We start from the raw sequence: 19,421 nt of genomic DNA, 5'->3' as shown, positions 1-19,421 counted from the left end.
GCCGTTTCGTTTCTATCGCCATGTCAATCCTGGCTTTCTTTTTTATCCTGCTTCCCTTGCTTTTCATCCTGCTCGTCAAGATAGATGCGGATGGTTGAACCTTCTTTTACTTTCTCTCCCGGTTTGGGAGATTGCTGAACTACGACATCGCCTTCTCCGGAAGATTTCAGCTTAAAATCTAAGAGCAAAGGTTCCAGTTCTGTCACAGACAGCCCTATAAGGTTCGGAACCTCGACCATTTTTTTGTCCAGCCATTGATATTTGCGCTCGATCTGGTCTTTTCTCTTTTCGACGCCGAGCTGCGGCAGGCTGTCTCTCATGATATTTCCGACGATCGGGGCCGCAACCGTACCACCGAATTGAATCGTTCCTTTCGGATTATCAACGGCGACGTAGACGACGATGCTCGGATCATCGGAAGGCGCTGTACCGATAAACGAGACGATATGGTTGTTTTTTAAATATTTTCCGTCCTTTACTTTTTGTGCCGTTCCCGTTTTTCCCCCTACCCGGTAGCCCTCGACAAATGCGTTGCGCCCTGTTCCCTGGGCGACGACGCTTTCAAGCGCATAACGGATCTTTTTGGATGTTTCCTCAGAAATCACTTTTCTTTTCGCGACCGGTGTCTGTTTTTTAACCGTTTGTTTTGTGACTGGGTCAATCCACTCTTTGGCGATATACGGCGTATACAAGGTTCCGCCGTTGACCGCGGCGGAAACGGCAGCCACCTGCTGGATCGGCGTCACCGATACCCCCTGTCCAAAAGCGGTTGTCGCCTGCTCTACAGGACCGACACGATCGAGCGGAAATAAAATCCCTGTCCCTTCTCCCTGCAGGTCGATTCCGGTTTTCTTTCCAAAACCGAAATCATCAATGTAGCTGAACAGCTTTTCTTTACCAAGCCGCTGGCCAAGTTCGACAAAGCCGGGGTTGCAGGAATTTTGCACAACCTCAAGAAACGACTGTGAGCCGTGGCCCCCCCGTTTCCAACATTTCAGCCTTGCGCCGTCCACTTCTACAGACCCTTTATCATAAAAATGGTCTTTCTGCAGGTTGACCTTCTCCTCCTCCAAGGCGGCCGCAAGCGTGATGATTTTAAACGTGGATCCCGGCTCATAGGTGCTCCACACAGGCAGATTCCGGTTATAGACTTTTGGATCGATTGATTGATAGTTTGCCGGATCAAAATCCGGTCTGGACACCATGGCAAGGATTTCGCCGTTCTTCGGATTCATCGCCACACCGACCATCCCGTCGGGGTTATACTTCGCTTCGGCGATGTCAAATTCCCGCTCCATGATCGTCTGCACCCTGGTATCGATCGTCAGCTTCATATCAAGGCCGTCTTTTGGCGGTGTATAGTCATCCGCCTCACCGGGCATTCTTTTTCCTTTGGCATCCGAGTAAAACTTCACATACCCTTTTTCGCCTCTGAGTTCTTCATCATAGTAGGCTTCAAGCCCGAGCAAGCCCTGGTTGTCGATCCCGGCGAAGCCGAGCACATGTGACAGATAGCTCCCGAACGGATAGTGCCTGACACTGTCTTCTGCGATATAAACGCCTTTCAAATTCAAATCTCTGACTTCCTTTGCTTTTTCGTGGGAAATTTTCCGGCCTTCGGGATTGATTCTTTCAATCGAGGTTTTCTTTGTGACGTGTTTATACGCTTTTTCTTCCGACATATTCAAGACGCTGGCGAGCAGCTTGCTCGTTTTAATCGGGTTTTCAACCTGCTTGGGGACGACCAAAACGGACGGCGCGCTTTTATTTGTCGCAAGCTTGACCCCGTTTCGGTCAAGGATTTCACCTCTTTCCGGCTCAAAAGGGAGATTCCGGCTCCAGGAGTCCTTTGCTAAATTCGTCAGTTTTTCCCCCATGACAAACTGGACGTAACCGAGCCTTGTATCGATAATCAAAAAGATGATCACACCAAAAAGCAATACAAATATTAACCGTTTTCTGACCGTTACATGAGAAACGCGCAAGAGACCGTTCACTCCTTATTTAGGCTTGTTTTATTTTTATGCCCCGGAGCATTTTAATAGAACGGCAGCGGTTTGTGTATTTTCTCACTGCTAGGACAGAAGGCTACCGGCAGCTGCCGATAGCCTTCCTTTTGACACTATGAATTTTTCAAGCCGACTTTAACGACCGTATTCGTTTTCAGTTCCTTGCCTTCCTTTACGCTCTGGCTTGTCACATAGCCCTGCCCGCTAGTTTCGATATGAATGCCGGCCATGGAACCGAAGCGGAGGGCATCTCGTTTCGACCAGCCCGTCATATCCGGCATTTTGATTTTGCCGTCTGTTTTCAGAAAGACCCGTTCATTCGGAAGAATCTCTTCACCGGCTTTCGGATACTGTTCTCTAACAGCGACCCCCTCACCGATCGTGATGGGAGCAAGGCCTTTTTCTTCGGCTTCTTTGACCGCAGATTCCTTGCGCTTTTGCGTCAAGGCAGGCATCTTGACCTGTTTTTCTTCTGTTTTTTCGTCTTCCGTTTTGCTTTCTTTCGGTGAGATATTTAAATAGAGAAGGCTATTTTTCATGACCGGTTTAAAGATTTTCGACACCGGCTCAGAGCCTGTCTCGGTCGCTTTTAGCTTGGGCTGCTGAACTGCGACATAGACGAGAAGCTCAGGGTCGTCTTTCGGCGCCATGCCCATGAAGGAGAACACGTAGTTTTCCCGGCCGGTCAAATATCTGCCGTCCTCTCCGGCAATTTGCGCCGTTCCCGTTTTTCCGGCGACGTCAAACCCTTCGATCTTATACGGCTGCCCCGTTCCTTTTTCAGATGTGACAACTTGTCGCAACAGCTTACGCACTTCTTTTGCCGTATCCGCCGATATCGGCTGGCCGACTTGTTCAGGTTTATTTTGCAGAACCGTTTTCTTTTGATCCGGATCAACGACATGATCGATCACATACGGCTTCATCATCTTCCCGTTGTTAGCGATGGCTGTTGCGGCCTGGAGCTGCTGGATCGGTGTTACCGCAGACGCCTGTCCGTAAGCCGTCGACACTTTATCACGCTCATATTTAAAGTTGATTTTACTTGAAGCTTCGTTTGGCAGATCAATGCCTGTTTTTTCGTAAAAATGGAATTTCCTTAAATATTGGTTAAAACGGTCTGTGCCGAGCTTCTCATTGGCAAGGATGGCAAAGGCGACGTTGGAAGAACGCACGACACCTTCGTCAAATGGAATTGTTCCCCAGCCGTTTCCGTTGTTATGGTCTTTAATCGGTTTGTCTTTTTTGGAGACGGAATAGCTTCCCGATTTATATCGATCCTTTCCATTGTAAACCCCTTCTTCGATCGCCGCCGCCAAGGTGAAGATCTTCATCGTCGATCCCGGCTCGAACGGGTAGGAGACGAGGTCGTTATAATAATTGCTCACATTGCGCTTATTCGGATCAAAGCTCGGTCTTTGCCCCATCGCCAGCACTTTTCCTGTTTTTGGATCAACGACCGCCGCCATGATTTTTTTCGGTTTATACTCTTTTTGCACCGTTGTCATGCTGTCTTCCAGGAAAGCCTGAATTTTTTGGTCGATCGTCAGATACACATCGTCTCCGTTATCCGGCGCTTTGATCTTTTCATCGCTGTTCGGCAGGCGCCAGCCCGTTCTGTCGGTATCGTATGACATGTATCCATCCGTTTCCTTCAGGTATTGATCGAGCGTTTTTTCAAGACCCATCACACCTGACATGACACCCGTTTTTGCATTGACTTGGGAAAAGCCGATCAGGTTGGAAGCGAAAATTCCGTTCGGATAGTATCTCTTCGTATCGCGCTCAAAGGCGATCCCCGGAAGATCGAGCTTTTCGATTTTTTCCTTCTGGGTGTATGTCAAATCCCGTCCTGCTGATCCGAATTCGACTTGAAACGCTCCTTCTGCATCTTTGTTGAGAAGATCGAGTATTTTTCCCTCATCCATGCCGATAATCGGCGCAAGTTTTTCCGCCGTCATTTGCTTATCTTGGACATAATCGGGCTTCATCTTTTTGTTCAAAATCGCAACCAGCTTGTAAGTCGCGGTGTCTTCCGCAAGCACTTTTCCGTTTTGATCCAAAATCGACCCTCTGTGGGCTTCAATCGTCCGTTTTTTTTCATATTGCTCGTTCGCCTTTACGGCAAGCACTTCCCCGTTTACTTTTCCCGTCGCTTGAATAAATGCGAATCTTCCTAAAATGACAAAGAAAAAGAGGGCAAAACAAATACTGAGTATTGCCGCTCCTCTGTTCATAAATTTATTCTTTTTCGGCATCATTTGCATCATTCCTGTATGCTTTTTACTTTTTTGTCGCCTAAGTTAAGGCCTCTTTCACGGGCAATTTTCATGATACGGTCAGGTTCTTTCAGCTCGTCAGCCGTTTTTTCGAGGTCATCGACTTTGTTTTTTTCCGCTTCAACCTTTTTTTCGAGCTTTTGAATTTCAATATTGGTCTGATATGCCGCAAAAGCTTTGGAAATCATAAAGATTGATGCGCTGAGCACCGCCAGGGCAAAAAGGACGATCAGCACTTTCTCCCCCAATGTAATGGATGCTCTTCTTCGGATGATAACGGTTTGTTCTGCACTTTGTGTCTGTCTTTGCTGTTTGTCCACCTTATAAGCCAGATTGCTCATAGACTGATGACCTCCTTTTCATTCGTACAGCTCATTCTCGTGCTTTTTCCGCGACGCGCAGCTTCGCTGAGCGGGCACGGTTATTATGTTCAAGCTCTTCTTTTGAAGCTGTGATCGGCTTCTTGTTGACCAGTTTCAGTTTCGGTTCAAACTCCTTGGGGATCACGGGCAAGCCGTGCGGCAGTTCAGGAAGCGAAGCCATTTCTTTAAATGTCGTCTTGCAAATCCGGTCTTCCAGCGAGTGAAATGTAATGACCGATACCCTTCCGCCTGGCTTCAGCACCTCGATCGCCTGCAAAAGCGCTTCTTCAAATACTTTCAATTCATCATTCACCGCGATCCGAATCGCCTGGAAAATCCGTTTTGCCGGATGCCCGCCGCTTCTTCTCGCCGGTGCGGGAATCGCTTCTTTGATGATATCGACAAGCTGGCCTGTTGTTTCAATAGGCGATTTTTCTCTTGCCTCTTCAATCTTTCTGGCTATTTGCTTGCTGAATTTTTCTTCTCCGTATTTAAAGAAAATTTTCACGAGATCCTCATAACGCCACTCATTGACGACTTCCTTCGCCGTGAGCCGGGCCGATTGGTCCATCCTCATATCAAGAGGAGCGTCATGGTGGTAGCTGAATCCCCTTTCCGGCGTATCCAGCTGAGGAGATGAGACACCTAAATCAAATAAAACACCGTCCACCTTCGCAATGCCGATTTCGTTTAGACGGTCTTTTAAATACCGAAAATTACTTTTGATGAAAACGACTTGTCCTTCGTATCCCGCCAGCTTTTCCTCGGCATGGCGGAGCGCGGTTTCATCCTGGTCAAAAGCGATCAATCTGCCGTCCTTTGACAGCTGGGAAAGCAAATATTCGCTGTGACCCGCACCGCCTAATGTGCAGTCTACATATGTACCGTCTTCTTTTACATTTAAACCGTCGACTGTTTCTTTTAATAGTACTGTTTTATGCTGAAACATGTTCTTATTTAGTCCCACCTTTTTCAAATGAACGAATTTAGAGAGCGACGCCGCAAAGATTCATTATATATCAAAGCCGATCATGTTTTCAGCAATTTCGGCAAATGAATCTTCCTGCTCTTCTACATATTGTTCCCAAATCTCTTTGCTCCACAATTCAATTCGATTTGAAACTCCGATGACCACACATTCCTTCTCAAGCTTCGCATAGCTTAACAGCGGCGATGCGATGTTGATCCGGCCCTGCTTGTCCAATTCGCATTCTGTGGCTCCGGAGAAAAAAAAGCGGGTGAAAGCGCGTGCGTCTTTCTTTGTGAGAGGAAGAGCTTTCAGTTTTTCCTCGATGAGCTTCCATTCGGACATCGGGTAGCCAAACAGGCACTGATCAAGCCCTCGCGTCAGAACGAACTGTTCGCCGAGGCCTTCCCTGAACTTTGCCGGGACGATCATGCGGCCTTTTGAATCAATCGTATGCTGGTATTCACCCATAAACATGATCTCGGCCCCCACTTTCCATCCTCAACTCACCACTATCCACCACTTCTCTCCACATATTCATTTTACACTGTTTTAGAACAAAAAAAAACCCTGAACTACTCAGGGTTTTTTAAAAAATTATTTCAAAGTTTGACAACTTGATGCATATTTTGAAATGAATATGGCAGTTTTTTGTATTTTTCCAAGAAATCCGGACCGTATTTATTCAAATAATACATGATATTCCAAATTCTCTCCTGCGGAGCGCCTGATGGCCTCAGACTCGTTTGAATTTTGTCAAAATCGCGCAGAATGTTGTTTTCCCTTTCTTCTATCTTTCTCAGCACCGCTTTCTCCAAGAATCCCAGCTGATCTTGAATAAAGGCGGCATTCTTCTTTAACAGCGGCTCAAGGCTCCTGTCGATTTCCAGCGCTTCTTGCACCACTGAAGAATGGATGCCTGCAATTTTGTCTTTCGCGCTTTTGACAGACGCGGTAAATTCGCTTGGCACTCTGCTTTGAAAAAACTGGTCTTTCCTCGCAAGAGCTCCCTGTTCAAGGGATTCCCGGAGTTCTATACCCCGTTCAGACAGCTTTTTTTCAATATGGCGCTCAAGAAAGGTGATTTGCAGCCTCGGTACAACAGGAGGCATTTTAAAACCCATCACCTGAAAAGCGCCCTTCAATTCTCCCCAATAATTGATTTCCCCGGGACCTGCTATAAAGGCCAATGTCGGCAGAAGGAATTCCTGCATCAGCGGCCTTGTCACGACATTATTGCTAAAGGCTTCCGGCGTTTTGTCGATCAAATCGAAAAGCTCGGACGGCGTCCATTCAAGGTCAAGTTTTTTTATGAAAAATGCATCGTCCTTTTTTTCGATCAAAAACCGCTCTTCCTCATGTTCGTAAAAAAGATTGGCGTGCTGTGCCGCTCCTTCAATGATCGGCGAATAGCCCATTTCCGTCATGAGCGCCTGCTGCCGTTTGACTGACTCAGCGAGCTGATCATTGTTTTTGACCAACTGCTGAAAAAACCCGGCTTCAAGGGCTCTGATTCCCGGATCTCCGGAATTCAGCATAACCAAGCCTTCTTTTTCAAACATATCGGCGACAATGTATTCAAAAAACTCAGTAACGGAGGATGATTGCCGTAAACATCGCCTTAAATGAGTGAGAAGCCCATTCGTGTATTCCGTCTCTTCAAAAGATGCGAAAATCCCGTTCAGCCATGTTTCGGTTTTGTCTGTGTCAAGCGGGGTGTTGGCAGCCTGGCTTTTTTTCCAGTGGGGCTGGGCCAGCTTATATTTTTTAACATGTCCGCTGTCCGATATAAATAAATGATTGATCTCTTCCAAATCATGGTCTTCTCCCGCGACCCAAAACACCGGGATGACCGGAACGTTCAGTTCTTGTTCTTTTTGCTTTGCTAAAACAAGGATCGAAATGATTTTATGTATGGTATAAAGCGGTCCTGTCAAAAGACCGGCCTGCTGTCCGCCGACAATGACGACGCTTTCGGGATCACGAAGGCGCTCAATCGCTTTGTTCATGTTTTCCGATTGAAATTTGCGATGGTAATCGAGCAGATAATCGACCAGAGCGGCGCGGTTATAAGTCCGGGATGAAAGGTCATTCAGACGGACTTTCCAATCCTCTTTCGTTAAGCCGTAATCAAAAAACGGCCCGATCACGTTGTTTCCATTTATATAGTCTCGTACAAAAGGATTTTGACTTTGTATGGAAAGTTCAGTAAGCTGCATCTTTCGAACTTCCTTTCTCCAATAAATAGTTAGCTTTCCGAAACGAGTATAGCATGTTCGGCGCTTCGGTCAAAAGATTTAGCTTCATCCCTCTTCCGCAGCCTTTATGCTGTCATATAAAAAGGTGAGGTGAGGGGCGTCGCGTCCGGTTTCTTTCGCCCGTTTCAGCAAATAGCCCATAATGGCATCCGCTTCCGTCCGCCTTCTGTTAAGGACATCCGCGAGCATCGAAGAGGTGTTCATTCCTGTCTTCCGGCAGACTGAAAGAACATTTTCCCAAGCCGTCTCCGGGTCGTCAATTGCCAAAATCCGGCTTGCCTCCTCAAACACAAGTTTCATAAATGACAAGTACATCGGCGCCTCTATCAACCTGCCGTTTTTCACCCGCAAAAGAGCTGTCAGCGGATTGATGCAGGCGTTGACAATCAATTTTCCGGCAAGCATTTGATGCCAGTCATCACACCAAGTGAAAGGAAAAGCTTCATGAACGGACGCCAGCTCTTTTTTCAGCCGGTCGGCCGAAAAGGAACGGAATGCGCTCCATTTCACAGCTCCTTTCCCCGTGTGCCGAAATGAACGGTCATCCACCCTGACGGCTCCGTGTTCAACAGCACCGACATAAATCCGGTGGGTCGTACGCCAATTTTCTAGCACTGGAATGTGGGCCATTCCATTTTGCAGAAACACGATATCAAGCGGGGCCGCTTTTTCCAACTCAGGCAAAACAGCAGCCAGCTGATGCTCTTTTACAGCCACGAAAAGAAGGTCATAGCCCGAACCGAGCTCCGCCTTGCCCATGACTTCGGCGGTCTGTTCGTTTCCGTCTTCCACTAGGCGGATTCCCTTTTCCTGAATAGCTTCCGCCTGTTCCCTCCGTCTTGTGATCACCGTCACCTGATGGCGGAAGGAAAAGTAGTATGTAAAAAGAAGGCCGATTGAACCTCCACCAACAACTCCGATTCTCAATTCTCACACCCCGGCTTTTTTCATATACTGTATATCATAGCAGAATTTTAAACAATTGACCCGTAAGTTGTTTCAAATTTTCAGATAACCATTTCCTGTCGTGATATTAGAAAATTTGTATCATTTGGATTTTTGTAAAAAAGCGTTTACAATATAAGTAGATCACTAACAAGGGGGTAACATGATGGTCAAAGTGGAACGTTTGCTGATCAACTATAAAACGCTTGAGGAATTTAAAAAGTTCAGGGAATACGGCCTTCAAGAGCTGTCCATGCTGGAAGACCTTGAAAGCAACATGATTGAAAACGACAGCAATTCACCGTTTTACGGCATCTATTACGGGGATCGGCTCGTGGCGAGAATGAGCCTGTATCAAGTAGATGGAAATTCCAACCAATACTTTGAGGAAGGTGAAGACTACCTGGAGCTTTGGAAGCTTGAAGTTCTGCCCGGATACCAGCGAAACGGATACGGGACGATGCTGGTGGAATTCGCCAAATCATACGGACTGCCGATTCGCACAAGTCCGCGTGTAAAATCATCTGATTTCTGGAGCAAAATGGGCTTTAAACCGGTAAAATACGATATGGCCCGCGACAAAGGGGAAAACCCGCTCGTTTGGCATCCAAACAGCGAAGCAAATCAAAGCTCAGAATCAGCTTAAAACAAAAAAACCGGCCGAAAAGCATAGTGGCCGGTTCTCTATTCCTCCATCCGTTCAAGATTTCCGTTCGGTTCCATTTGAAACTTCACCTTTTTATTTCTCTCATCTTCCTGAAGGACGACCATTTTTCTGGCCCGCTCCATGATTTCAATCAACGCTTTATAATCATCCTCAGTCAATTCCAGCTGTTTCTTCAGCGATTCGTTTTCGCTCCTGAGCTTTTCAACCTCCTGCTTTAATTCATTGACTTCTTCAACGAGCCGTTTTTTCTCTTCGGCGAATTCTTTCTGAGCCGGGGCTTCCTTCAGTTTTTCTAAAAAGCTGATGACATCCTCAATTGTCATGTTTTCCGTTTTGTCTCCAGATATGGTTTTGACGGAGTTCGGCAGATTGGCGGAATGGATGCCGATTTTCTTGCGGAGCTCTTTGCGCTGTTTTTTTGCCAGTTCAATTCCTGATTGATATTGCTTCCTGACAAAGGAATTCCAGCGGAAGCCGCAGGCGGCCGCTGTCCGGCTCAGCGCTTTGCCGACTTCTTCAAACGCCGAAAGCTGTGTGCCCCCTTCCCGAATATGCCTCAATACAACCTCAGCCAGCAATATATCTTCATCTTTTGTCCATGCATCCTGTCTTGTGATTGTCAAAGATATCCCCCTCCATGACTTTATGAATTTACCTCATACATATGCGGCTGATAGAGTAGATAGACTATTTTCTTTTCAGGAAATAAAAGGATGGGGGCGATTTGCATATAAAAAAACACAAGACCTGAAGTCTTGTGTTTTCATCTTGACGAATTAGTTGCTTTTTACGTCTTTTCCTTTGTATGATCCACATGCTTTGCAGACGCGGTGTGAAAGTTTCATCTCACCGCAGTTTGGGCATTCTACCATACCAGGCACTTGCAATTTAAAATGTGTACGACGAAGTCTTTTTTTCGTTTTAGAAGTTCTTCTAAAAGGTACAGCCATTATTCCCACCTCCTTAAAGAGCGTTAAGATTCATCTTCTTGTTTTAAGAGCTTCTCAAGTCCGGCAAGTCTCGGATCGATCCGATTTTTCCGGTCATCTTCTGTAATGACCTGCCAATCCTTGCCTTCTTGGGGAGCACCTTCTTCATTTTGTACAGTTTCACAAAAGATTTGCATAGGGATCTCAAGAAGGATTTCCTCTTTCACGACCGGCGTCAAGTCGATGAGATCGTCTTCCACAATATGAACGTCTTCATCTTCCATCTCATCGGTCTTATGAAATATAAACAGTTCTTTTGTTGAAATACTGAATGGATAACGAACATCAACAAGCGTTCTGGAACAAGGCAAGATCATCTCGCCCGAAATCGTGAAATCAAATGCAGCCTGCTTTGAGCGGATTTCCGCTTTTCCTTTCACCCGAACCGGCGAAATCCGGCGTATATCCGAGTTTTGAGAGAGTTCGCTTAAATCAACTGTTTCATCAAATTCAAAGTCTTTCTTCGGCATTTGATTCAGCTGATGTATCGTCCATTTCATTGTATCACCTCTAAGAGAGCAACAAACATGATTATAGCTTTCATCATGTTTTTTGTCAATATTTTTTCTTTACAGATCACACGCCCGCGTCTTTCGTTCGTTGACATCGCCCGCAACAATTCATACACTTAAAAAAACGCTGCCAAAACAGGCGTCCTAAACACATATGTGTAAATGTATCACATCTATTTCTAGAGATGCAAGAGAGGTGAAAAGATGAAAGCGGTCGGTCTTGTTGTTGAATACAATCCATTTCATAACGGACACTTATTTCATATAAAAGAGGCAAAGGCACAAACGGGAAGCGATGTGGCGGTCGCCGTCATGAGCGGCTCTTTTTTGCAGCGCGGCGAACCCGCCATCGTTTCCAAATGGGCCAGGACAAAAATGGCGCTCATGTCCCATGCTGACATTGTCGTTGAATTGCCGTACGCATTCGCCGTCCAAAAGGCGGAAACGTTTGCGGCAGGAGCTGTCTCCATCTTGAATGAATTAGGGTGCCGCTCATTGTTTTTCGGAAGTGAACACGGCGATATTGACGCGTTCATCCAAACCGTGCGATTCACCGCCGAGCATGGAGATGCGCTTGACGGGGAGGTAAAAAAGCATATTGCGGTTGGACTAAGCTACCCGGCAGCAATGGCAAAGGCTTTTCAAACTGTGGCGGAAAACAGGCCGACACTTGACCTTTCCAAACCGAACAACATTCTCGGGTTCCACTATGTCAAAACGATCTTAGAGAAGCATTTTCAAATGAAGCCTGAGACTGTCAAACGGCGCTCCTCCGGCTATCACGATTCCATTCTTCCTGAAAAAAGCCAAATCGCCAGCGCGACAAGCATCCGCAAATCAATGCTTGAAAACGGGAGCCTTGCCGAAAGCAGCTTCTATCTGCCTGAAGCATCAAAAGATGAGCTGAATGAATATCTGCGGACTTTCGGGCTCTGGCATTCGCCTGAAGATTATTTCCCTTTTTTGAAATACAGTCTGTATACGATGGATACAGAAGAATTGGCCGGGGTGTATGAGGTTGAAGAAGGTCTTGAACACCGGGTGAAAAAAGCCATTCGCAAAGCGGGCTCTTTTATGGAATATATGGAGCTTTTAAAGACGAAACGCTATACATGGACAAGGCTGCAGCGCATGAACACACATATTTTAATGAAAGTGAAAAAATCTGCTGTTCACAGCATCCTTGCCGAAAACCGGCCCGCTTATATCAGGCTGCTCGGCATGACCAAAAAAGGCCAGGCATACCTTGCGTCTCAGAAAAAAAGCTTGTGTGTCCCGCTGATCACCAAGATCGGATCTTTCACACATCCGTCCCTTCAATTGGACATCAGAGCAGGGCGGGTGTACAGCGCACCGCTGAAGGAGCCTGAACAAACGAAGCTGACAGAGCAGGAATATTCGCTTTCACCGATTAGATTTGACGAAGACAGCCGTATATTTTTGCGCAAATGAAAAACACCTTGATCAGGTGTTTTTCACTTTTATTTCCAAATATTCGATCGCATCATCCATCGTGTCGACCGGGACGATTTTCATGTCGGTGTTGATGTCTTTCGCCGTTTTGACCGCTTCTTCATAATTCGATCCTTTTTTCCCGCCTTCATTGGGTGCGAAAAAGATGTCAGCTCCCGCTTTGTCCGCGGCGACGACTTTCTGGCTGATCCCCCCGATCGGACCGACTTTGCCTTCGTCATCAATCGTTCCTGTTCCCGCGATATGATGCCCTTTTGTCTCATCCTTTTTTGTCAGCTGATTATAGATTTCCATTGACATCATCAGCCCGGCCGAAGGTCCGCCGATATTTTCAATATCAAGTTTGACCTCGGGCTTGACTTTGACATCGCGGTCTGTGATAAGAGATACGCCAAGTCCGGCCCGCTTCGGATCCTCTTTAAAGGTTTTAAGCTTCAAGTCATACGTCTTTTCTTTTTGATCCCTTTCAATAGCGACCTTCACCTGATCCCTGGCTTTTTTCGATTCGATATAGCGGACAAGGCTTTCCGCAGAGCGAAATGTTTGACCGTCCACCGCTTTGATTTTGTCTCCGACCTCAATTTTTCCTTCTGCAGGCATGCCTGAGACGACATACATGGCATAGACGCCGTTGAATGTATAGCTGACATCTTTACCCGCCCGCTTGTATGCTGCGATCATCGCATTCTCTTGGGAGTCTCTCATCATTTGCAGCTGCCTTTTCATATACTCCTCATCAGATTCCCCTTGTTGTTTGAAGTTTTCTTCGGGAAGCACTTCATGGTAAGGGCGGATCTTGGCCCACATGTATGTAATCGGATTGGCAGGACCGACTTTAACTGTCATTAAAGAAAAGCTTCCTTTTTCCGAATAGCCGCCGTCGACTTTAATTAAAGGCTTCAATTCTGTCGCCTCGCCCGGCTCAGTGATGTAATATGGCAGCTTGATAAACGAAAGGGCCGCCCCAATGATTATGATCAATAACGCGATACGGATCAATCTTCTTTTTTGCATCAATATGTAACCCTCCATCTTTTTTTAACGGCCGGCCTTTTTAACATTCACGGCTGACTCAAATACTTTCTGCGCTGCGGCTTTTAGGAGTCCGCCTGTTTTGATTCTCATAATGGTGGTCTAAAATCAGGACCAAGCTTCGTATAATGATAAAGAAGTTTTGGGCAAGCTCCAGTTTATTTTATCATGATCCAGTTTCCAATGTGTATTCACAGCCGTAACGCAAGGGGGGTTAGAAATGGACATGTCAAAGGTAAAGACGTTCATCATTGCCGTTTTGCTGCTTTTGTTTACTGCTGCCGTCATTACCCACCCGCAGGAATCATTCGACGCTTCAAAAAGCGGACTTGCCATGTGGTGGGAGGTCGTATTCCCTTCCCTTTTGCCTTTTTTTATTTTATCAGAGCTCTTAATCGGGTTTGGAATCGTCAGCTTTGTCGGGCTGCTTCTGGAGCCTTTCATGCGGCCCGTGTTCCGCGTGCCCGGTGTCGGGGGATTCGTGCTTGCCATGGGTATGGCTTCAGGCAATCCGGCCGGTGCAAAGCTGACGTCACGGCTTAGACAAGAGCGGCAGATTTCCAGGGTTGAAGCAGAGCGGCTTGCTTCATTCACCAATTCATCTAACCCGCTGTTTATTTTTGGAGCAGTCGCGGTTGGCTTTTTTCATAATCCGTCACTCGGAGTCGTTCTTGCAGCAGCGCACTATTTAGGCAACTTCGCGGTCGGACTGACGATGCGCTCCTATGGAAGAAAAGAAGAAAACCGCACCGCAAGAAAAAAGAAGCTCCCCCTGCCTTCAATTAAAGAAGCATTCAAAGCGCTTCACCAAGCCCGGCTTAAAGAAAAACGGCCGCTCGGCAAGCTGCTGAGTGATGCTGTCATTTCCTCCGTGCAAACCTTGCTGATGGTAGGCGGTTTTATCATTCTTTTTTCTGTCTTTAATAACATTCTCTCCGTCATTCATATAACGGACATTCTTTCCAAAGGCACAAGAATGATTTTGACTGCGCTTCAGTTCCCGGCTGCTTTTGACAAACCTCTATTATCGGGAGTGTTTGAGATAACGCTTGGCAGCAAACTGGTCAGCGCGACGGATGCATCATTGCTTGAAAAAGCCGTGATCGTCAGCTTCATTCTCGGATTCAGCGGTTTTTGCGTACAAGCTCAAGTGGCCGGGATTCTCGCAGAAACGGATATTCGCTTCAAACCGTTTTTTATCGCCCGCTTCCTCCAGGGCATTTATGCAGCTGTATTTGTGCTGATCTTGTGGAAGCCGCTTTATACTTCCTTCCATACGCCGGCAGAGCCCGTCTTTTCCCTGATTCCGGACGGGAAAACGGAATCTTTTTTGGCCCAGATGTTAAGCACCATGGCAGAGGCCGGACCGCTTCTGACGATCGGCACCCTTCTGCTGTATGTCATTCTTTACGCAAAAACGTGTGCACCTGCTAAAAAATGAGCAGCCGGATAAGGCCGCTCATTTTTTGGCAAACTTTTGTTCAAGCGCAGATTCGACCGCTTCCGGAACGAGCTCTGCAACAGATCCTTTGTATTTTGCCACCTCTTTGACAATGCTTGAACTTAAGAACGAGTATTGATTGTTCGTCATCATAAAAAATGTCTCAATGTCCTCGTCAAGCACTTTATTCATCGAGGTTCCCTGCATCTCATATTCAAAATCAGAGACAGCCCGCAAGCCGCGCAGGATGACATTGGCCTGCTTGCTTTTGGCATAGTCAATCAAAAGCCCCTGAAAAGATTCAACACGAACATTCTGGATATCCCGCGTGACTTCACGCAGCAGCTCACAGCGCTCTTCCACCGTAAACAGCGGCTTTTTCGCAGAGTTATTCAGAACGCATACATACACTTGATCAAACACTTTCGCCCCGCGCCTGATAATATCCAAATGTCCAAACGTCACCGGGTCGAAACTTCCGGGACATACGGCAATGTTAGCCATCCCCATTCCCTCTCTTTCTGTATATCGTTACACCTGTTAAACCGTATATTTCCTGCCTCGTCATCAGGAGTTTTCCTACGGCTTCCGGAAGTGCGACTTCCTTCGCATGCTCAGTGACAATAAACCCTGTATCGGTCAACAAATCCGCTTCATCAATCACCGATAAAAGCGCTTCCAGTTTCTGTTCCCGATACGGCGGATCCAAAAACACCGCATCAAAGGTGATGCCCCTTTTCACCAATGCATGCAAGGCTCTTTCAGCATCGTTTCTGTAAACCTCTGCACGCTTTTCTAAACTGAGTGTTCTCAAGTTTCCTTTTACGGTTTGCACAGCTTTAAAATCCCGGTCTACAAAAATGAAGCGGTCAAAACCCCTGGACAGCGTTTCAATGCCCAACCCTCCGCTTCCAGCGTATAGATCAAGGCCGCTTCCTCCGTCAAAATACGGGCCGACCATATTAAATATGGACTCTTTAACCTTGTCAGTCGTCGGCCTTGTTGACGTTCCAGGCACCGCTTTCAAAACACGTCCCTTATACGTTCCAGAAATCACTCTCATACTTCCACCACTTTTTCTTGAAAAAAATCATCACTATCTTATCACAAAGTGTTTTTTGGCACAAACACCCAAAGTGCAAATTCATATGTATAGCGGCCGGACCTCATGGTGATAATAATAGCAACAGCATCGATTGATGTTGTTGCCAACCGCGGAGAAGACTTACGTTTCCCCATAAGTTCTTCCTCCGGTTTCTCCTCTCCCTTTGCCTTCTCCTTAAATCTTTAAGGAATAGAAGGACCCCGCAGGGTTTTTTCTGCGGGGATTTTTTTAAAATGAACCGTGTTAGATTCCTGCTTTATAGTCATATTCCTTTGCTTTGTCCAGCTTGGATTCAAATTCCATTTTCAAAAACGGCTTATAGGATAGGTCCACCTGTTTGACAAAAGAATAAGAGCGAATCTTGGCCATGATGCTCTCGGCCTCTTCCATATTGCAATACACCACCACATATTTCAGCCGTTTTGAAACGTAATGAACATTTCCGAATTTCCTGAGCATTTTCGCCTGCTTCAGCGAATGAAGCCAAACGATCAATCCTTGACGCCTGATATCCAAAATGATCACCTGCCTGTCGCTTCTATTACCTTATGTTCTATGAAAAAGACGAGACTAACAAGGTCTCGTCAGGAAACTTTACAGCCGCAGCTGCCGCCTGATCCGCAGCCGCCGCCGCAAGATGAAAGATTATCAAAATAAGGGTTCCCAGTCGGCACTTTAATATGTTTTGACACCGCCTGGCCAATCTCCACGCTGACCTCATCTAAAATGCTTTGGAGCTCGGTTTCGGCTCTTTTAAATTCGGCCACCGTATCATGCAGGTCCAGCTTCCGTTTAATATCCCTCATTTTTTTTGAAATCTCTTTATAATCAGGATGATACTTTCCAAAACGCTGTACATCCTCATATTGTTCTTTTATTTTGTTAAACAAAGCGATGATGCGCCCAGCCTCTTCATCTTCCCGGAGACGCTTGTAGCACTTTCTGTAATGTTCAGCCGCCTCTGATTGAAGAATCATGCCGGCCAACACATCTGCTTCATTTTGAATCCTGAGCGATTCCATCGTGGCATACATTGACATGCACCTCCAGCTATTAGTGTATCACAAAACAGCCGTTTTCAAAATGTATATGTCAATGCCATACTTTTTTAAATCAACCGAAGGCTTTAGAGGGGTTCATCTTGCTCGAGTCCAGTGATCTGCTCCGACTCTGAGCTCCCCTTTGGCTTCGGTTTATAGGTTGTGCAGCCCGCCAGCAGTATGCACAAACAAAAAATCAGCCAGCATTTCTTCATCTGAATCAACTCCCTCAGCCCTATCTTTTACGAATCGTGACGTTTTTATAATCACAAAAAAAGACTCAGGCTCGGTTAATCCTGAGTGCGCATCGCTTGAAACATCTGCATCATCATGTTAGCCATCTGAATCCCGTTTGAAAACTGGTTGACACGGTGGGGAATCGTTTTTTCATAAAAATTCATCATATCCAGCTGAAAGGAAGACAGATCATTCGGTCTCCGCGAAAGCCTGCGGTACCAGATCGGCTGCTCGCGGATAAACCGGCGGCGCTCCTCATCGGCGAATACAAACTCCTGTACTTCTTTGCGCATACGAATCTCCTTTGCTAATCTTTTCGGAAAGAAAACGGATGCTCGCCGCCACCATGGTTTTCCTGTTTTCCACTTCCGGCCGAAAACTGGTTGAGCAAGCTTTGCAGCGAAGAAATAGACTGGCTCATTTTATTGATCTGCTCATTCATTTGGTTAGCGTCCATCTTCTTTACAGCCTTGACCATTTTCGAAATAAAATCGTTTTTGCCGCCGTCTCCCGATGGTGTTTCTGTTGATGTTTCATGTTCTCTGTACGGCTCCCATATGTCGTCATCTTCCCCTAGCAAAACCCAGTTTTCATACACTTCCTGCCAGCTCTTTTGCTCTTTTCGAACTTCGGAAATCAGCTTAGGATGCCGTTTGATAAACCGTTTAAACTCTTCAATAGAAGATTGCGCGTTTTGATTTGCCAAGTCTACACCCCCTCCGAAAACAAGTGCCTACTATAATGTATCCGTTCCGCGCAGATTTTGTTCGCCTAAATTTTTTCTGTCATTCAAACATAAATCTCTTCCCTGGAGAGCGGCGATGTTGAACGGTGGATGCCTTCTCCCATTTTCCTGCATTCAGATACAGCAATCGGAACCGTCTTGATTTCATTTTTAACTCCATCACCCTCGGTAAACATGCCTAACTGTTAATCAGGGCCGTTGCGCTCCATTGCAAATAAGACAAGCCCGGGATACTCCCGGGCTTGTCAAGGTTATTGCCATTGTTTAATAAAGTTTTGCGTATAATATTTCTCATCCACCCCGACACCGAGATGGGTATAGTCCGCGTTCAGCAGAGCTTTTCTGTGTCCTTCGCTGTTCATCCAGCCTTCTACGGCAGCAGGCCCGTCGACATAGTTGAGCGCGATGTTTTCCCCCGCCTGTTCAAAGTTCACCTTTCCTTTTTCCAGGCGGTCTTTTAATGTTCCATCCGTTTCTGACACATGGGAAAAATATTGATGTTCCTTCATATCGCTGCTGTGGCCGTATGCAACCTTTGAAACGGCTTCATCCCAGTCCAGCCGGGAGAGGCCGCGCCTTTGTCGGATCACATTGGTCAAGTCGAAAATCTGTCTTTCGTTCGCCCTCTCAATTTTCTTCCAATCCGCTTCAGTGAGGGTTTTCGGCTCAATCAGCGCTCCTCTGTATACGACCTCATACGGCCTTTGTTTAATCAATGTCGCTGCGTCAAATGCCCTGACGCTCGACAAAGTGCCGTCAAATTTGTCCATATAAAGCTGAACATAACGGTTGCCCGCTTTCACGGTCGGCCTCGTGTTCATATCCTCTTCGGAAAACTCAAACCGGTATGAATTGCCGTCGTATTTGACATTGACATAAGGTGCAATCTGGGTCGTTTTAAAGACGTCTCTTGACGGCTGACCAATTTTAAATGGCGATACATTGATTCCGTCGCCTGTCGCAAAAAGCGTCACAGCCTTATGATTCTGAATGCCGATTTGCACATACTGCTTTTTCCCTTGATTATAGACCCACCAATCATAATCATATGCTGAAGGGTCCACTCTGTCGGGCTTTCCCAATTTCTTTTCAATCGTTTCGGATGATTTTCCGATAAATGACAGCAAACCAGACGAAGGAATGTTTAACGATTTCTCCTTTTTCGCATCATTGCTGGAAACCTGTGGCTTGTCTTCTTTGACGATCTTCTCGGGATTTGATCCGTATTGAATGAAAAGGGCGTATGAAGCTGCGACGATTAGAAGAATCACAAAAACTCTCAATACATTTTTCAAATTTTCACCTCCGGCTAATCGGTCTGTCTATCCATAAAAAGGATCCGGGTCGGTTCCGTCCAAAT

The 19,421-nt window shown here is 46.3% G+C and carries 22 protein-coding genes; 3 read left to right on the top strand and 19 right to left on the bottom strand.

The features are described 5' to 3' along the window. Positions 1-23: 23 nt before the first annotated feature. The 7 genes from M654_RS10540 to M654_RS10510 form a co-directional block, all read right to left on the bottom strand. Positions 24-1,985 (bottom strand): stage V sporulation protein D, encoded by a 1,962-nt coding sequence (locus M654_RS10540; protein WP_026586864.1) that lies wholly within the window; start codon positions 1,983-1,985, stop codon positions 24-26. Between the two features lie 137 nt (positions 1,986-2,122). After that, positions 2,123-4,267: a penicillin-binding protein gene (locus tag M654_RS10535; RefSeq protein ID WP_026586863.1), complete on the bottom strand. Its 2,145-nt coding sequence runs from the start codon at positions 4,265-4,267 to the stop codon at positions 2,123-2,125. An 8-nt stretch (positions 4,268-4,275) separates the two neighbouring features. After that, positions 4,276-4,629, bottom strand: a complete 354-nt coding sequence (gene ftsL / locus M654_RS10530) for a cell division protein FtsL (protein WP_026586862.1) — start codon at positions 4,627-4,629, stop codon at positions 4,276-4,278. Between the two features lie 31 nt (positions 4,630-4,660). Further along, the gene (gene rsmH, locus M654_RS10525) at positions 4,661-5,599 is read right to left on the bottom strand and encodes a 16S rRNA (cytosine(1402)-N(4))-methyltransferase RsmH (protein ID WP_026586861.1); all 939 of its coding nucleotides are present in this window, start codon (positions 5,597-5,599) and stop codon (positions 4,661-4,663) included. Positions 5,600-5,662: 63 nt separating this feature from the next. Continuing rightward, complete coding sequence (mraZ, locus tag M654_RS10520) at positions 5,663-6,094, bottom strand: division/cell wall cluster transcriptional repressor MraZ (protein WP_026586860.1); 432 nt, start codon at positions 6,092-6,094, stop codon at positions 5,663-5,665. 125 nt (positions 6,095-6,219) lie between these two features. Continuing rightward, entirely contained in the window at positions 6,220-7,836 is a 1,617-nt protein-coding gene (gene bshC / locus M654_RS10515) for a bacillithiol biosynthesis cysteine-adding enzyme BshC (RefSeq protein ID WP_026586859.1), read from the bottom strand. 84 nt (positions 7,837-7,920) lie between these two features. Further along, the gene (locus tag M654_RS10510) at positions 7,921-8,802 is read right to left on the bottom strand and encodes a 2-dehydropantoate 2-reductase (protein WP_026586858.1); all 882 of its coding nucleotides are present in this window, start codon (positions 8,800-8,802) and stop codon (positions 7,921-7,923) included. A 184-nt stretch (positions 8,803-8,986) separates the two neighbouring features. On the opposite strand from M654_RS10510, the gene M654_RS10505 reads away from it, so the two are divergent. Beyond that, complete coding sequence (locus M654_RS10505) at positions 8,987-9,466, top strand: N-acetyltransferase (RefSeq protein ID WP_026586857.1); 480 nt, start codon at positions 8,987-8,989, stop codon at positions 9,464-9,466. A gap of 38 nt (positions 9,467-9,504) precedes the next feature. Here M654_RS10505 and gerR read toward each other — a convergent pair whose 3' ends face one another. The 3 genes from gerR to M654_RS10490 all read right to left on the bottom strand — a co-directional run bounded on the left by gerR (position 9,505) and on the right by M654_RS10490 (position 10,976). Then, positions 9,505-10,110: a sporulation-specific transcriptional regulator GerR gene (gene gerR, locus M654_RS10500; RefSeq protein WP_026586856.1), complete on the bottom strand. Its 606-nt coding sequence runs from the start codon at positions 10,108-10,110 to the stop codon at positions 9,505-9,507. Positions 10,111-10,263: 153 nt separating this feature from the next. Next, the gene (gene rpmF / locus M654_RS10495) at positions 10,264-10,437 is read right to left on the bottom strand and encodes a 50S ribosomal protein L32 (protein ID WP_003181522.1); all 174 of its coding nucleotides are present in this window, start codon (positions 10,435-10,437) and stop codon (positions 10,264-10,266) included. A gap of 23 nt (positions 10,438-10,460) precedes the next feature. Beyond that, complete coding sequence (locus tag M654_RS10490; protein WP_026586855.1) at positions 10,461-10,976, bottom strand: YceD family protein; 516 nt, start codon at positions 10,974-10,976, stop codon at positions 10,461-10,463. A 216-nt stretch (positions 10,977-11,192) separates the two neighbouring features. Between M654_RS10490 and M654_RS10485 the strand changes: the two genes are divergently transcribed. After that, positions 11,193-12,440 (top strand): nucleotidyltransferase, encoded by a 1,248-nt coding sequence (locus tag M654_RS10485; protein ID WP_026586854.1) that lies wholly within the window; start codon positions 11,193-11,195, stop codon positions 12,438-12,440. Positions 12,441-12,452: 12 nt separating this feature from the next. On the opposite strand, the gene M654_RS10480 is transcribed toward M654_RS10485, so the two are convergent. Continuing rightward, complete coding sequence (locus M654_RS10480; protein ID WP_026586853.1) at positions 12,453-13,475, bottom strand: SepM family pheromone-processing serine protease; 1,023 nt, start codon at positions 13,473-13,475, stop codon at positions 12,453-12,455. A gap of 238 nt (positions 13,476-13,713) precedes the next feature. Here M654_RS10480 and ylbJ point away from each other — a divergent pair, with 238 nt between their 5' ends. Next, positions 13,714-14,934: a sporulation integral membrane protein YlbJ gene (ylbJ, locus tag M654_RS10475; RefSeq protein WP_026586852.1), complete on the top strand. Its 1,221-nt coding sequence runs from the start codon at positions 13,714-13,716 to the stop codon at positions 14,932-14,934. A gap of 18 nt (positions 14,935-14,952) precedes the next feature. On the opposite strand, the gene coaD is transcribed toward ylbJ, so the two are convergent. The 8 genes from coaD to M654_RS10440 form a co-directional block, all read right to left on the bottom strand. Beyond that, on the bottom strand, positions 14,953-15,438 hold the full coding sequence (coaD, locus tag M654_RS10470; RefSeq protein WP_026586851.1) for a pantetheine-phosphate adenylyltransferase: 486 nt from the start codon (positions 15,436-15,438) through the stop codon (positions 14,953-14,955). Beyond that, the gene (gene rsmD, locus M654_RS10465; RefSeq protein WP_026586850.1) at positions 15,431-15,997 is read right to left on the bottom strand and encodes a 16S rRNA (guanine(966)-N(2))-methyltransferase RsmD; all 567 of its coding nucleotides are present in this window, start codon (positions 15,995-15,997) and stop codon (positions 15,431-15,433) included. Before rsmD ends, coaD begins: the two co-directional genes overlap by 8 nt. Before the next feature lie 41 nt (positions 15,998-16,038). Continuing rightward, positions 16,039-16,173, bottom strand: coding sequence for a hypothetical protein (locus tag M654_RS24115; RefSeq protein WP_256860424.1), 135 nt, complete (start codon positions 16,171-16,173; stop codon positions 16,039-16,041). 109 nt (positions 16,174-16,282) lie between these two features. Continuing rightward, the gene (locus M654_RS10460) at positions 16,283-16,555 is read right to left on the bottom strand and encodes a YlbG family protein (protein ID WP_026586849.1); all 273 of its coding nucleotides are present in this window, start codon (positions 16,553-16,555) and stop codon (positions 16,283-16,285) included. A 68-nt stretch (positions 16,556-16,623) separates the two neighbouring features. Then, on the bottom strand, positions 16,624-17,073 hold the full coding sequence (locus M654_RS10455; RefSeq protein ID WP_026586848.1) for a regulatory iron-sulfur-containing complex subunit RicF: 450 nt from the start codon (positions 17,071-17,073) through the stop codon (positions 16,624-16,626). A gap of 296 nt (positions 17,074-17,369) precedes the next feature. Beyond that, a complete protein-coding gene (locus tag M654_RS10450) occupies positions 17,370-17,609 on the bottom strand; it encodes a YlbE-like family protein (RefSeq protein WP_026586847.1) in 240 nt (79 codons plus the stop codon). 14 nt (positions 17,610-17,623) lie between these two features. Continuing rightward, positions 17,624-18,022, bottom strand: coding sequence for a YlbD family protein (locus tag M654_RS10445; protein WP_026586846.1), 399 nt, complete (start codon positions 18,020-18,022; stop codon positions 17,624-17,626). A gap of 290 nt (positions 18,023-18,312) precedes the next feature. Continuing rightward, positions 18,313-19,356 carry a CAP domain-containing protein gene (locus M654_RS10440; protein ID WP_026586845.1) on the bottom strand — a complete coding sequence of 348 codons (1,044 nt, stop codon included), beginning with the start codon at positions 19,354-19,356 and terminating at the stop codon, positions 18,313-18,315. Positions 19,357-19,421 lie beyond the last annotated feature (65 nt).

The sequence above is a fragment of the Bacillus sp. NSP9.1 genome (assembly GCF_000465465.2).
Classification (GTDB): Bacteria; Bacillota; Bacilli; order Bacillales; family Bacillaceae; genus Bacillus; species Bacillus sonorensis_A.
The sequence above is the reverse complement of the archived record's forward strand: the minus strand, read 5'-3'. Positions and strand labels throughout refer to the sequence as shown.

What these genes read in the sequence shown, in the direction of transcription:
- M654_RS10450 (WP_026586847.1), bottom strand. Translation starts at nt 17,609, where the DNA reads ATGCGCAAAGAAGTACAGGAGTTTGTATTCGCCGATGAGGAGCGCCGC.
- ylbJ (WP_026586852.1), top strand. Translation starts at nt 13,714, where the DNA reads ATGGACATGTCAAAGGTAAAGACGTTCATCATTGCCGTTTTGCTGCTT.
- M654_RS10535 (WP_026586863.1), bottom strand. Translation starts at nt 4,267, where the DNA reads ATGCCGAAAAAGAATAAATTTATGAACAGAGGAGCGGCAATACTCAGT.
- M654_RS10485 (WP_026586854.1), top strand. Translation starts at nt 11,193, where the DNA reads ATGAAAGCGGTCGGTCTTGTTGTTGAATACAATCCATTTCATAACGGA.
- M654_RS10490 (WP_026586855.1), bottom strand. Translation starts at nt 10,976, where the DNA reads ATGAAATGGACGATACATCAGCTGAATCAAATGCCGAAGAAAGACTTT.
- rsmH (WP_026586861.1), bottom strand. Translation starts at nt 5,599, where the DNA reads ATGTTTCAGCATAAAACAGTACTATTAAAAGAAACAGTCGACGGTTTA.
- rsmD (WP_026586850.1), bottom strand. Translation starts at nt 15,997, where the DNA reads ATGAGAGTGATTTCTGGAACGTATAAGGGACGTGTTTTGAAAGCGGTG.
- M654_RS24115 (WP_256860424.1), bottom strand. Translation starts at nt 16,173, where the DNA reads ATGGGGAAACGTAAGTCTTCTCCGCGGTTGGCAACAACATCAATCGAT.
- M654_RS10455 (WP_026586848.1), bottom strand. Translation starts at nt 17,073, where the DNA reads ATGTATGCCACGATGGAATCGCTCAGGATTCAAAATGAAGCAGATGTG.
- M654_RS10480 (WP_026586853.1), bottom strand. Translation starts at nt 13,475, where the DNA reads ATGCAAAAAAGAAGATTGATCCGTATCGCGTTATTGATCATAATCATT.
- mraZ (WP_026586860.1), bottom strand. Translation starts at nt 6,094, where the DNA reads ATGTTTATGGGTGAATACCAGCATACGATTGATTCAAAAGGCCGCATG.
- M654_RS10505 (WP_026586857.1), top strand. Translation starts at nt 8,987, where the DNA reads ATGGTCAAAGTGGAACGTTTGCTGATCAACTATAAAACGCTTGAGGAA.
- rpmF (WP_003181522.1), bottom strand. Translation starts at nt 10,437, where the DNA reads ATGGCTGTACCTTTTAGAAGAACTTCTAAAACGAAAAAAAGACTTCGT.
- coaD (WP_026586851.1), bottom strand. Translation starts at nt 15,438, where the DNA reads ATGGCTAACATTGCCGTATGTCCCGGAAGTTTCGACCCGGTGACGTTT.
- bshC (WP_026586859.1), bottom strand. Translation starts at nt 7,836, where the DNA reads ATGCAGCTTACTGAACTTTCCATACAAAGTCAAAATCCTTTTGTACGA.
- ftsL (WP_026586862.1), bottom strand. Translation starts at nt 4,629, where the DNA reads ATGAGCAATCTGGCTTATAAGGTGGACAAACAGCAAAGACAGACACAA.